Consider the following 13774-nt stretch of genomic DNA (forward strand, 5'->3'; position numbering starts at 1 on the left):
TTGCCGGGCTAATCATTGAAACTGGACACTCAGGAAAAAAGCGCCGGCAATGCGCTGTTTTCCACCGGCTTTTGTTTACTTTTCGCCACCCGGATCAGCCGCTCAACCAGCAGTTGTACCCGTTGGCGATCCAGGGGTTGGGGAGGCGTTGTGTAAAGCGCTGCACTCAACAGTTCCTGGAGTTGCTGTAAATCTTCCAGCTTCAGATTGCGATTGGCCTCGGCGAGACTCTGGCCACGGGTTTCCGGCCAGCGGCTATGTAGCCAGTTGTCCAGTGCCGCCATTAATTTAGCGGCGTCGCCGCCACCTGCCGCTTGCAATAAAGCCGATGCCTCGCCGCCACTATCAGTTCGCGGCGTTTCTTTTAGTCGCGGGGAAGGATTTCGTTTTTTTCTCTGGTATAGAAAATACAAAACCCAAAACAGGTGGGTGAAAATGGCTGCCAGGGCCAAATTGCGCCAGAAATTATCTTCGGCGGTGGGTGCGGTCAGATTGACACGGGTCTCCGGCGCCACCCCGGTTTGATCCGGCTTGGCGCCCGCGGCACTGCCGCTTACTGTGAATCGAAATGGCGGCAGCTGCGTGGCCCTCTGCCGCCCGGTCTTGGTGTCCCACCAGGTAATGACTATTTCCGGCAGCTGATAGTCACCTGGCTGGGTGGCGACAATGGCGGTGGTCTCGATTCGGCTGCCGGTAACGCCGCCGGAGTCCACCTGATCGTCCTGCTGTGGTTGGTCCGGGTAGGTTTTCAAGCCTTCCACCTCCAGCCGCGGCAGCGGCGGCAGCTGTGCGGCCCTCAGGCCCTCGGCGCGGACGGTGACGATGCGGGTGATGGGTTCCCCCACTTTGAAGTGCTTTGGATCCTGGCTCCAGCTCTGCACTATGCCCAGGCTGGCGGCGGGGAGCCAGTGGGCACCGCTGTAGCTCGCCGGTTTGGGAACTACCTGAATGACCTTGGGTTGGGAGCGCAGTCTCAGTCGCTGTGTATTGCGATTAAACAGTGAGAAGGGATCGCGGCGGCCGGCGATGGCGACATAGCTGAGGGCGGGGATTTTCAGTTCGCCTGAGCTTTCCGGGTAGACAGCGTAAGTCAGTTCGTAGACGGCGTGGCTGACACCACCGATACGGCGCTCATAGCGTTGTTCGTCCACCTTTTCCACATGGGCACCGGGAATCTGCAGGGGTTCAGTCGCTATATCGTGGAGGCCGATGGTGGTGTAGAGGCGAACCTTAACCAACAGCTGTTCCTGAACGTAGACCTGGCCTTTATCCAGTTCCACTTCCAGGAATGCCTGCCGGTCTCCGGCGCCGGGTGTGGTGCTGGCGTCCTTCACAGTAATCGGTACGGCGTTGGAAACACTGCCCTGATAGTGCAGGGATGGCACGAAGAGTTTGCCCTGGCGCTTGGGGGCCAGTGTCAGCGTCCACTCCACAAAACTTTCCGCGCGGCCGTTGATCACCTGATACTGATTGGACTGCTGCCGCGAGAGGATATCGAAGTCCTGCTGCAAAAGTTCGAAGTCCGGCTGCCCACCGCTCTCGCTGCCGGTATAGCGCAGGCGCAGGTTGAGAGTTTCGTCGATACCAATGGTGTCGCGGTTGACTGAGGCACTCAGGTCGGATGCCTGTACGGTCAGAGCGTTGAGCAGCAGGAGTGCGCCCCACAACCAGTGCCACAAAGGGGAATTTACGGGATGTCGTCCGGCGGCCATCACCATCTCTGCGAAGCTCCATTTTCCGGTGGCTGCCACTCGCCGCTGCGATAGGCGCGGCGGCGTTGCAGACTCTCATACTTGAATTTTTCCCGCATCAGGCCGGCGGGGTCGTCGGGGATCTGTCGCAGCCACTGGTCCAGCGCCTGCTGGGTTTCCGGGTCCAGAGGGCTTTCCTCAGCTCCTGCCTGCTGTTGTGGGCCCTCGGGTTCCTGTGCCCGGTCTTCGGGGGATTCTCCCTCGGCAGCTTGCCGTTCCGACTGTTCCTGCTCGCCAGTTTGCCCCTCGCCCTGCTGGGATTGCTCCTGTTGCTGGGCCTGGGAGCCGTCGCTCTGGGATTCCGGGCTTTGCTGGGGCTGCTGTTGGTCACCCTGGCTTTCCTGGTCCTGTGCACCTTGTTCTGCGGACTGTTGCTGGTTTTCGCCCTGCTGGTCCTCTTGTCCCTGCTGATCCTGTTGCTGACCCTGCTGCTGCTGATCTTGTTGCTGTTGCAGTTCCTTGAGTTTTCTGGCGATGTCCCTGTTGTATTCTGCATCGGCCAGTTGGGGTTGCTGTTCCAATGCCGCATCGTAGGCCGCAATGGCCTGATCATACTGCCCCAGCTGGGTTAGGCTGTTGCCCAAATTGTAGAGGCTGTCGGCACTGTTGCCGCGGGCGAAATCTTCCTGTGCTGCGGGAAAATTTCCCGACCGGTAGTTGGCGGTGCCGCGCCACTGGGGTTGTTTGAACAGTTCCGCTGCCTTGTCTGCCTCGCCGGCATCCAGCAACTGTTTGGCCCTCTGGTCGTCCCGCAGCCAGAGTTCCTGCCAGTCGGCCGCTGCGGACGGTTGGGGCAACCCGTACAGGAACGCCAGGGGAAGCGCGCAGGCGAGGGCGCCGCGGCGGAACAGCAGTGCGGCCAGGGGCAATAGCAGCAACACCAGCCAGGGTCCCTCCTCGCGCCACTGGTCGAATTCGCGCTCGGTCAGCTGGGCCCGCTGAGGTGTCTCCTCCTCTGCGAAGAGCCGGCTGATGTCGCTGTCGTCCACCGTGATTTCTGCAAAATCGCCGCCGCCATTGCGGGCCAGGCGGCGCAATTGCCGCGCGTCGTGCCCGGAGATAATAATGGCTCCACTGTCGTCGGTAATAAAGCCGCCACCGGCGCCGCGTGGTATGGGACTGCCCTCACCGCTGCCGACGGCGAGGATCGACAGGTCCACGCCGGCGGCAGACACCAGCCCGGCCACAGTGTCCAGTGCCTCTTCGGCGATACCGTCGGTGACCGCCAACAGCTTGCCGCGGCCGTTGGCGCCGTCTTTAAGTAGTTGGATCCCCGCTTCGACAGCCATTTCGATGTTGCTGCCGGGGACCGGCATAATGGCGGGCGACAGGGCGGGGACCAGGTTGGCAATGGTGGCGGTGTCCTCGGTCAGGGGCGTGACCACATATGCCTCGCCTCCGTAGGCGATCAAAGCGGTGAGACCGTCTTTGCGCTGGCGCAGAATATCCAGGATCTTCAGACGGGCGCGAGTAAGCCGATTTGGTGACAGATCCGTTGCCATCATGGATGGCGACAGGTCCAGCAGGATTACCAGCGCGTCCTGGTTGCTGTACACCGGGGTGGGCAGCTTGCGCCAGGAGGGGCCGGCGAGAGCGACGATACTGGCCGCCAACAGCGAGAAGATCAACGCAAACAGCCAGGGGCGCCGGGTCCCGCCAGCCAATATCAGGTGAGGCAGCAGCTCCGCATCGATGACTTTTTGCAACTGCCCGCTGATCAAAAGAGTGCGAGCCAGTTTCCAGCACAGCAGCGCCGCCGGAATCAGTAGCCAAAGGATGAGAGGGCGCAGGAAGTGGAATTCGCTCAGTTCGTTCACGATAACTCCCGACTTATGCGCTGCCCGGTACTGCGGGAAAATGCCGGAATTAGAGCCCATATCAAGGCCAGTGACAGGGCGGTGCCCAGAGGCCAGGTATAGAGTGATTTCAGCGGGCGGTAGCTGGCCGCCTCCTGTTCGACTGGCTCCAGGCGGTCGAGTTCAGCGTAGATCTGTGCCAGCTCCTGGGGGTTGTAGGCGCGAAAGAAGCGCCCGCCGGTGCGCTCGGCGATAGCCTGCAGAGTGTCGCTGTCCAGATCCCGGGAGGGGTTGATACGGCGGGCGCCGAAGCGGCTGCCCAGCAGGCCCGGTTGCACCATTTCCTCCGCGCCGATACCGATGGTGTAGACGGTAACACCGGCCTGCTGTGCCAGTTCGGCGGCCTTGAGCGGCGCTATTTCACCCGCCGTATTGGCGCCGTCCGTAAGCAGTATGAGCACCCGCTGCTGTGCGGGCCTCTGGGTCAGGCGCTTTACCGCGAGGCCAATGGCATCGCCGATGGCGGTGCCCTGGCCGGCAAATCCAATCTGCGCCTCCCACAGCAGGGTATCTACGGTGTTGCGGTCGTAAGTGAGAGGTGCCTGCAGGTAGGCGCGTGTTCCGAACAGCACCAAACCCAGGCGATCACCTTTGCGCCGCTCGACAAAGTCCCCAACCACATCCTTTACCGCCTGAATGCGCATTGCCGGGCGGCCGTTTAACAGCATATCCGGGGTTTCCATGCTGCCGGAGATATCCACTGCCAGCAGGAGGTCGCGGGCGCTGCTGGCCTGACTGATGGGCTGGCCATACCACTGGGGTCGGGCGGCAGCGGCAACCAGCAGCAGCCAGATCAACCAGAGCAGAAGGAGATTAAAACGGTTGACCGGGTTGCTCTCGCCACGCTGGGACAGTTCGGCGTAAAAAGGCACCTTGAGCGCACTGGTGAGTGGGCGGGCGCGGGGCAGGGATAGACGCGCCAACAGTGGCAGTGGCAACAGGGCAAAAACCCACGGCAGGGCAAACTCAAACACCGGCAGTACCCCCTTCCCCGGCAGTCTGCAGAGGTGTTTGTGCCTTGTGACGCTGCACCCAGTTGATGGCAAACTCCCGTACGGCGTTTATTTCGGCCGGGTTACCGACTGCACCGCTATAGAGCTTTTCACCGATTAGGTCCTCTACTTCTCGCGGACATTCGACGTCTGCGGTATCGCGCAGAAACTGAAGCCAGCCAGCACCGGTGAGATTACCGCAAGCGGCGCGGCCGTATGTGGTGATCGCGACCCGCTTGAGTAGCTCATTGGCGGTCTGGGCGGCGTCGGGGGCAGAGATGTCCAGACGGCGTAACAGGTGCACCCCTTCAATGCGATAGCGGCTTCGCGCCCGGCGTCGGCGCGAGTTGCGCAGCCAGATGACCGCCACGACTGCCAGAACCAGAGTCAGGAGTGCCAGCATCCACCATCCGGGAGCCGGAGGCCACCAGCCGGGCGCCGCCGGCTCATGCACATCGCGCATTTGCTGCAGCAGCGCCTGCACTTCCGCCGACTGTGGCTGGGGACTTTGCTGTGTGGTGAGTAGCTTCACTGCCTGGGTCTCCCCGTCCGGGCAGGCTTCGCCTGGCGCCCGCCATAAACGCGCAGCAGTGCGGGCACCACCGGTTGGGTATTGTCAAAATCCAATAGCGGCAGCCGGTGTCGGCGACAGAGCTGCTCTACGGCGGCCCGGGCCTCCGCCTGGCTGGTGGCGAAATGCGCGCGCAGGGAACGGTTGCCGGCATTGAGAAAGGTGCGCTGCACCCCATCCGAAATGGTCAGGGACTGGTCCGGCAGCCGGCGTTCAAAGGGGTCGCTGACCCGCAGTATCTGCAAATCCGCGTGGCGGGTCAGCAGGTACAGGGGCTGGGCACAGCTTTCGTCGAGGTCGTGGCAGTCGCTGATCAGGAACATGGCACTGCCGGGCCTGGCTATTCGCCGCGCCTCTTCCAGCAACAGCCTCAGGGGTTGGTTGCCGGCGGAGGCGGCGGGGTTTTGCAGGGCGCCCGCGCGCGCCACCATGCCGTGGATCATGGCCAGCACTGAATGGTGGCTGCGACGGGGACGGACCGTTTCGCTGCTCTGGTCGGAGAACAGCAGGGCACCGATGCGGTCGCTGTGCTGGAGGCCGGCCCAGCCGAGTGCCGCGGCAATGCCGCAACCGGCCACGGATTTAAAGGCGCGGCGGCTGCCAAAAAACATCGGCGAACGGAGATCCAGTAGAATCAGTACCGGCCGCTCCCGCTCCTCCTGGTAGAGTTTGGTATGTGCACTACCGGTTCGTGCGGTGACGCGCCAATCGATGGAGCGCACATCGTCACCTGCCTGGTAGTCGCGCACTTCCTCGAAGTTCATGCCGCGTCCCCGGTAGCGGGTCAGCAGATTGCCGGCCTGGTCGCTGCGCGCCAAGCGGGGCCTGAACAATTGCAGTTGGCGGGCGATATGGCGCAATTGCACCATGGGCCCAACGGCAGGGTAGGCTCCGCGGGGGCTGAGCTCGGTATGGGAGGCTTCCTGAGTCATCAGATAGCGGGTACCAGCTGCAGCAGGCGCCGTATCACCTGTTCCGCGTCGACTCCGGCGGCCTCGGCCTCGAAGCTCAACAGCAGCCGGTGGCGCAGCACGTCCGGCGCCACCTCCATGACATCGTCCGGGGTGACAAAGTCGCGCCCGTTGAGCCAGGCATAGACACGCGCGCAGCGATCAAGGGCAATGGTCGCGCGTGGGCTGGCACCAAAATCTAGCCAGGACGCCAGCTCACTGTCATACTTCGCCGGCTCGCGGGTGGCGATGACAAGCTGGACAATGTAGGTCTCCACAGCTTCCACCATTTGCATTTCGAGGACCTGCTGGCGGGCGCTGAAAATGGAATCGCGGCTGATGATTTCGCCAGGGCGATTTTCGCCAAGACTTGCCTCGGATCTGGCCAGTCGTAAAATTTTTGCTTCCGCACCGGCATCGGGATAGGCAAGATTCACCTGCATGAGGAACCTGTCCAACTGTGCCTCTGGCAGCGGATAAGTGCCCTCCTGTTCTATAGGGTTCTGAGTTGCCATCACCAGAAATAATTCTGGCAGCGGGTAGGTCTTTCGGCCGACGCTGATCTGGCGCTCGGCCATGGCTTCCAGCAGCGCCGACTGCACTTTGGCAGGCGCGCGGTTGATTTCATCGGCCAGCACCAGATTGTGGAACACCGGTCCGGGTTGAAAATGGAACTCGCCGGTTTCCGGGCGGTAGATATCGGTACCGGTGATATCCGCCGGCAGCAGGTCCGGGGTAAATTGGACGCGATGAAAATCACCCTCAATAGCCTCACCCAGAGTTTTGATCGCTTTTGTCTTGGCCAGGCCGGGCGCACCTTCCACCAGCAGGTGGCCGTCCGCCAGCAGGGCGATCAAAATTCGGTTGACCAGGGTTTCCTGGCCGATGATTTGTTGTTCGAGCCAATCACCCAGGAACTTAATCCGCTCCCTAACATTCAGATGTGCTTCCATAGTCTCGCTTCTGTTAAGGGTACCCCCGCGGTTCCGGATGCCGGAGGGTATCTATCATCTCTTGTATATAGTGGCCGCCTATCGGGGCGGCTGTGTTGATTCTAGCGGCAGTTGGCCGGGAGGCAACCACTCGGTGTGTCCTGGACCGGTGAAGTGAGGCAAAGTTCAGCTGATTGGATGCCGCTTTAGTCAGCCTGCTTGGGTTTGCGGCCAATGGCCAGCAGACAAATGAAATAGCTGTGTCACCGGCGCCGACCGGTGGTGGATACCGGATGAATTTGGGAGGTTCTCGGTGAATAAGGCGACAGTAATTACCGACAGCCGGGATGAATTGCTGCAACAGGTGAGCGCGCTGGCGCGTGCAAAGCTGGGGGATCAGGCTGAGCCGGTGATGGCGTTTGCCGCCCGGTTTTTACACCAGTATCCGCTGGAGGACCTGGCCGGTCGCCGCCTGGCGGACCTTTACGGGTGTATCTACACCTGCTGGGATTTTATTCAGCAGCGCCAGCCCGGCCGCCCCAAGGTGCGGGTGTTCAATCCGCGTCTCGAAGACGACGGTTGGGAGTGTTCCCACACTGTGGTCGCGGTGCTGCAACGGGATATGCCGTTTCTGGTGGACTCGGTGCGCATCGAGATCAACAGCCGCGAAACTGTCATTCACTCCATCAAGAGCACGGTCATGCAGCTGCGCCGCGATAGCGGCGGCAGATTGAGCGAGCTGCTGTCGCGGTCGCCCTCCGGGGAGGGACCGGCGCCGGGTGCCGATACCGAGGCGCTCATTTATGTGGAGATCAACCTGGATTCCTCCGAGGATCGCGCAGCGGCGCTCAGTGAAGCCATTGCAGAGGTGTTGGGTGAAGTCGAACTGGTAGTGGACGACTATATGCCAATGCTGGATACCTGCAGTGCCATGGAGGATCAACTGTACAAAGGTGTTGCGTCAGATGAGGCAGACCTGCGCGAAGCCTGCGCCTTCCTGCAGTGGATGCGCGACGGCAGTTTTACCTTTCTCGGCTACCGCGAGTACGAATTCTGCCAGCAGGGGGACAACAAGGTACTGTGCGAGGTGGAGGAGCGCCGTCTCGGCATTTTCAAAAAGCTGGAGGAAGCGGCGGTCCCGACTCCGGAAACCGCCTTCAATGAAGGCAAACAGCGCTTCTATCAGGGCCCCAACTATCTCACTTTTGCCAAGTCATCGGTAAAATCGCGGGTACACCGCCTGGCTTACTCGGACTATGTGACCGTCAAGCGTTACGATAGCGCCGGAGAGGTTATCGGTGAATCGGCCTTTATGGGGCTGTACACCTCCCCGGTTTATACCGAGAGTCCGATCAAGATTCCCATTATTCGCCGCAAAATGGCCTCGGTACTGGATTCCAGCGGCCTGTCACCCCATACCCATGACGGCAAGGCATTGAGGCGTATCCTCGATACTTTCCCGCGGGACGAGTTGTTTCAAAGCAGTGCCCGGGAACTGTTCCATACGGTGATGGGTGTGTTGAGTATGAATGAACGGGCACATATCCGCCTGTTTATGCGCCGGGACCCATTCGGCAAGTTTGTCACCGCCACAGTTTATGTGCCGCGGGAGCAGTTCAACAGTGATGTGCGGGAGACCATCTGCGCGCACATCAGCAAAACCATCAATGCAAAAGAGTCCGATTTTACCACCTATTTTTCCGAGTCCATTTTGGCCCGGGTGCACTTCGTGTTTCGCGTGTCGCCCGAAGAACAGGTGGATATCAATGTGGCGCGACTGGAGGCGCAGATAGTGGATATTACGCGTTCCTGGGAGGATGTCTTCCAGAAATCCCTTATTGACAGCCTCGGTGAAGAGGAGGGCAATCGCCAGTTCAGTATTTATGGGCAGGCTTTTCCCGCCGGTTACCGCGAAGACTTTGATCCGCGCATAGCGGTGCAGGATGTTGCCGCCATTCAGAATCTGTCGGCGGAAAACCGCGTCGCCATGAGTTTCTATCAACCGGTAGGGGCGGCACCCGGCAGCCTGCGCTTCAAGGTGTTCAACTGGGGCAGTGGGCTGACCCTGTCCGATGTGATCCCGGTGCTGGAGAATCTCGGTCTGCGGGTCATGGGTGAATTTCCCTACACCATACGTCCGCGGGCGTCCACCGACGTGTGGATGCACGAGTTCCACCTGGAGTTCGGTCTGCCGGCGCGGGTGGATGCGCAGGCGTCGCGGGGTATGTTCCAGGACGCCTTCGCCGCTATCTGGAGCGGCGTGGCGGAAAGTGATGCATTTAACCGGCTGGTGCTGGCCGCACGCCTCAACTGGCGGGAAGTGTCCATGTTGCGGGCCTATGCCCGCTACCTAAAGCAGATCAAGTTCAGCGCCAGCCAACCCTATATTGCCGCGACACTGGCCAGCCATGTGGAGATCACGCGCAATCTGGTGGCGCTGTTTCGCGCCATGTTTGATCCGCGGATCAACACCAGTAACAAGCAGGACCAGACCCGGGTCGAACGCCTGATCAGCAAGATCCACGACGGTCTCGACGGTGTGGACAATCTCAACGAAGACCAGGTGATCCGCCGTTATCTGGATCTTATTCTGGCCACCCTGCGCACCAATTTTTTCCAGCTGGATGAGAACGAACAGCCCAAGGATTATATTTCCATCAAATTCGGTCCGCGCAATATACCCAATATCCCGGAGCCGCGGCCGGAGTTCGAGATTTTTGTCTACTCGCCCCGTGTGGAGGGGGTTCACCTGCGTGGTGGCAAGGTGGCCCGGGGCGGCCTGCGCTGGTCGGACCGGCTGGAGGACTTCCGCACAGAGGTGTTGGGTCTGGTCAAGGCGCAGAATGTAAAAAATGCGGTGATTGTTCCCAGCGGTGCCAAGGGTGGCTTTGTAGTGCGCAAGCCGCCGGTGGATGGCAGTCGCGAGGCGATGCTGGAAGCGGGTATCGATTGTTACAAAACATTTGTTCGCGGCCTGCTGGATATCACCGACAATCTGCGCGACGGAGAGGCGGTGCCGCCGCAGCTGGTGGTGCGCCGCGATGCGGACGACCCCTATCTGGTGGTGGCGGCCGACAAGGGCACAGCGACCTTTTCCGATATCGCCAATGGTATCGCCGCTGAGTACGACTTTTGGCTCGGCGATGCTTTTGCATCCGGGGGCAGCCAGGGCTACGACCACAAAAAAATGGGCATCACCGCGCGGGGTGCCTGGGTTTCGGTACAGCGCCATTTTCGCGAAATGGACGTCGATGTACAAAAGGAGGACTTTTCAGTTATTGCCATTGGCGACATGGCGGGTGACGTTTTCGGCAATGGTATGTTGCTGTCCGAACATATCTGCCTGCGAGCGGCCTTCAATCACCTGCATATCTTTATCGATCCCAACCCGGATGCGACAACCAGCTTCGCGGAGCGCCAACGTCTGTTCGCCCTGCCGCGCTCCAGCTGGAGGGACTATGAGACAGGGTTGATCTCCAAGGGTGGGGGTGTCTTCGACCGCCGCGTCAAGTCCATTGCCATCACCCCCGAGATGAAGGCTGCGTTTGCCATTGAGGCGGACCGGCTCAATCCCAATGAACTGATCAACGCACTGTTGAAAGCTCCGGTGGATCTGATCTGGAACGGCGGTATCGGCACCTACGTCAAGGCCAGTAGCGAAAACCATGGGGACGTGGGGGACAAGGCGAACGACGCCGTGCGTGTGGATGGGCGGGAATTGCGGGCCAGAGTGTTTGGTGAGGGTGGCAACCTTGGCATGACCCAGCGGGGCCGGATTGAATTTGCATTGAACGGTGGCCGCTGCAACACCGACTTTATCGATAACGCCGCCGGGGTCGACTGCTCCGACCACGAAGTAAATATCAAGATCCTGCTGAACAAAGTGGTCGCCAACGGCGATCTGACCGACAAGCAGCGCAATCAGCTGCTGGAGGAAATGACGGATTCCGTCAGTGATCTGGTACTGCACAACAACTACCGGCAGACCCAGGCACTCAGTGTCGCGGAGTTTCAGGTTCCGGAGCGCCTGGATGAATACCGCCGTACCATCAACGCATTGGAGAGCGAGGGACGCCTGCGCCGCACCCTGGAATTTATTCCCGATAATGAACAGATCACCGAGCGCCATAACCAGGAGCAGTACCTGACGCGACCGGAGCTTTCTGTATTGATTTCCTACGTCAAGGTCAAGCTCAAGGAGGAACTGCTGCAGGCGGAGATTATCGACAATGCCCACGTCCGCCAGGCGGTGGAATCGGCATTCCCGCTGGAGCTGGTGGCCCGTTACCGGGAACTGGTATATGAGCATCCACTGCGGCGCCAGATAGTTGCCACCCAGTTGGCCAACGAACTGGTGAACAATATGGGCATCACTTTTTTCAACCGCCTCAGCGGCGCCACCGGTGCCGATATCAATACCATCGCCGCCGCTTACGTCAGCGCCCGCGATGTCTATCTGATGAACGAGTTTCAGCAGAGCGTGGCGTCACTGGATTACCAGGTGCCCGCACAGCTGCAAATCGAACTGCTCGATTCAATGGCCGGGCGCGTCAGGCGCGCCGCCCGCTGGTTTATTCGCAACAGGCGCGGGGACCTGGAGCCCGGTACCGACAATGTGCTGTTCGGCGAACTTGTGCAGAGGGTGATCAAGGCACTGCCGGAAGTGCTCAGCGGTGAGCCCCGGCGGGAGTGGGAATCCCGCTATCAGACCCTGTTGCTGGAAAAGGTGCCGGAACCAATCGCGCTACTGGCGGCGTCGCCGACCTATCTTTATTCCGCCCTGGGCATTTCCCAGACATCCCGCACCAGCGAGTGGCCGGTAGAGGAAGTGGCGCGGGTTTATTTCCGCCTTGCGGACACACTCGACCTGCAGTGGTTTGGTAATCAGATTATTGCCTTGCCGGTGGACAGTTTCTGGCAGGCCCAGGCGCGCGAGACCAGCATGGATGACCTGGACAGCCAGTTGAGCAGTCTCGCGGTCAATATTCTGCGCCTGGCCCGGGATGCGGACCTGGACGTGGATGGTGCAATCTCCCGTTGGAGCGCTATCATGGCGCCCGCCATAGAGCGCTGGGAAAATGTGTTGGGCGAACTCAAGGCTGTGCCCACCGGCGACTTTGCCATGTTTGTGGTCGCGCTGCGCGAACTGATGTATCTGGCCAATGCCACCGCCGATCAGCCGTCGTTGGCCGAAGTGTGATGTGGCTCGAACGATGGACACAGCTGCGGCTGGGAAATGATGTGCGTGATTTATGTGTCGACGGATGGACCCGTCGCAGTTAAAAATATAGAGGAGCGGCATGTATTCATATTTGCGCAAAGCCCTGTTTGCGCTCGACCCGGAAAGGGCCCACCACCTCACCATTGATGCCATAGGCGCCGCGGAGCGGCTCCGGCTCATGTCCCTGCTGGCCAAACCGGTGGCCGACGATCCGGTCGAGCTGATGGGGCTGACACTCCCCAACCCGGTGGGCCTGGCCGCGGGTCTGGACAAGAATGCCCAGGCGTTCAACGGCCTGGGCGCGCTGGGTTTTGGGTTTGTGGAAGTGGGCACTGTGACCCCGCGCCCCCAGCCGGGCAATCCGCAACCGCGCATATTTCGCCTGGAGGAGGCTGGGGCGATTGTCAACCGCATGGGTTTTAACAACCTCGGCGTGGACTACCTTATTCAGCGGGTGCGCAGGCGCCGCTTCGGCGGGGTCCTGGGCATTAATATCGGCAAAAATTTCGATACCCCGGTTGAGCGCGCTACGGATGACTACTGTTTCTGCCTGGAGAAGGTGTACCCCTACGCGGACTATATTACTATCAATGTCTCTTCACCCAACACCAGGGGGCTGCGGGAACTGCAGTTTGGCGACAGCCTGAGCGGACTGCTGGGGGCCATCAAAAGCAGGCAGCGGCAACTGGCGCGGGATGCCGGCCGCTATGTACCCCTGGCGGTGAAGATAGCTCCGGATATGGAGTTGGATGCGGTCGGCGACATTGCCGGGGCGTTGAAAGAGTTTGAAATCGATGGGGTGATTGCCACCAACACCACCATCGATAAATCCGGTGTCACCAACCTTCCCTATGGAACAGAAGAGGGCGGCTTGAGCGGCAGGCCACTGCGGGAAAAATCCACCCGGATGATAACTGCGCTGGCTGAGAAACTGGATGGAGAGTTACCCATTATCGGCGTCGGCGGGATTGACGATGGTGAAAGCGCAGCGGAAAAAATCCGTGCCGGCGCGACCGCGGTACAGATCTACACGGGTTTTATCTATCGCGGGCCCGGCCTGATCCGCGAGGCTGCCGAAGCGATAGCACTGGCCCGGCGGGAGGGGACCAAGGCAGCCTGATCCCCGGCTCTGGCGCTGGAGATTCGCCGGGTGAAAAAACATCGAAGGTTTTCTCGACAAGCTTTCAGATAGTACTCCAGCCGTCGGGGTGATGGGTTTCGGTGGTCACTGTTCGGTAGGTTTCGAGTTTCTGGGCTTTGGTGGAAGCCCCAAGTCCATTCCAGTAATCTTCGCGTCCTTCGCGCCAGCCGTTTATCCACTCCTGGTGTCGATCGCCCGTGAAAAAGGGGCAGCTGTCGACCGGTTTATTTTCGGTGGCGGCCAGATAACCTTTGCAAAAGGCTCTATCGGGCAGGTTGCGTTTTTGACGTTTCATCGTTTGCAGCACCTCAGTTTGTTTATGGGTGGTGACGGGGGTCCGGGTGGAGCCTCTTCATCCGG

At 60.3% G+C, this 13774-nt stretch carries 9 protein-coding genes; 2 read left to right on the forward strand and 7 right to left on the reverse strand.

Annotated features, from left to right (window positions below; genetic code table 11):
* Positions 1-29: 29 nt before the first annotated feature.
* Genes ABVT36_RS05120 through ABVT36_RS05145 form a run of 6 tightly spaced genes read right to left on the reverse strand, consistent with a single transcriptional unit; the run spans position 30 to position 7073 of the window.
* Entirely contained in the window at positions 30-1751 is a 1722-nt protein-coding gene (locus ABVT36_RS05120; protein WP_368455574.1) for a BatD family protein, read from the reverse strand.
* A complete protein-coding gene (locus ABVT36_RS05125; RefSeq protein WP_368455575.1) occupies positions 1712-3568 on the reverse strand; it encodes a VWA domain-containing protein in 1857 nt (618 codons plus the stop codon). Before ABVT36_RS05125 ends, ABVT36_RS05120 begins: the two co-directional genes overlap by 40 nt.
* On the reverse strand, positions 3565-4581 hold the full coding sequence (locus ABVT36_RS05130) for a VWA domain-containing protein (protein WP_368455576.1): 1017 nt from the start codon (positions 4579-4581) through the stop codon (positions 3565-3567). Before ABVT36_RS05130 ends, ABVT36_RS05125 begins: the two co-directional genes overlap by 4 nt.
* Positions 4574-5131, reverse strand: a complete 558-nt coding sequence (locus tag ABVT36_RS05135; protein WP_368455577.1) for a DUF4381 domain-containing protein — start codon at positions 5129-5131, stop codon at positions 4574-4576. The genes ABVT36_RS05130 and ABVT36_RS05135 overlap by 8 nt, the downstream gene beginning before the upstream one ends.
* Positions 5128-6102 carry a DUF58 domain-containing protein gene (locus ABVT36_RS05140; RefSeq protein ID WP_368455579.1) on the reverse strand — a complete coding sequence of 325 codons (975 nt, stop codon included), beginning with the start codon at positions 6100-6102 and terminating at the stop codon, positions 5128-5130. The genes ABVT36_RS05135 and ABVT36_RS05140 overlap by 4 nt, the downstream gene beginning before the upstream one ends.
* Positions 6102-7073 carry an AAA family ATPase gene (locus tag ABVT36_RS05145; protein ID WP_368455580.1) on the reverse strand — a complete coding sequence of 324 codons (972 nt, stop codon included), beginning with the start codon at positions 7071-7073 and terminating at the stop codon, positions 6102-6104. The genes ABVT36_RS05140 and ABVT36_RS05145 overlap by 1 nt, the downstream gene beginning before the upstream one ends.
* Before the next feature lie 292 nt (positions 7074-7365).
* Here ABVT36_RS05145 and ABVT36_RS05150 point away from each other — a divergent pair, with 292 nt between their 5' ends.
* Both ABVT36_RS05150 and ABVT36_RS05155 read left to right on the forward strand, forming a co-directional pair.
* Positions 7366-12252, forward strand: a complete 4887-nt coding sequence (locus ABVT36_RS05150; RefSeq protein ID WP_367148755.1) for an NAD-glutamate dehydrogenase — start codon at positions 7366-7368, stop codon at positions 12250-12252.
* A 100-nt stretch (positions 12253-12352) separates the two neighbouring features.
* Positions 12353-13393: a quinone-dependent dihydroorotate dehydrogenase gene (locus ABVT36_RS05155; RefSeq protein ID WP_368455581.1), complete on the forward strand. Its 1041-nt coding sequence runs from the start codon at positions 12353-12355 to the stop codon at positions 13391-13393.
* Positions 13394-13457: 64 nt separating this feature from the next.
* Here ABVT36_RS05155 and ABVT36_RS05160 read toward each other — a convergent pair whose 3' ends face one another.
* The gene (locus ABVT36_RS05160; RefSeq protein WP_367148753.1) at positions 13458-13709 is read right to left on the reverse strand and encodes a ribosome modulation factor; all 252 of its coding nucleotides are present in this window, start codon (positions 13707-13709) and stop codon (positions 13458-13460) included.
* Between the last annotated feature and the right edge of the window lie 65 nt (positions 13710-13774).

It is taken from the genome of Microbulbifer sp. TYP-18 (genome assembly GCF_040932045.1).
Taxonomy (GTDB): Bacteria; Pseudomonadota; Gammaproteobacteria; order Pseudomonadales; family Cellvibrionaceae; genus Microbulbifer.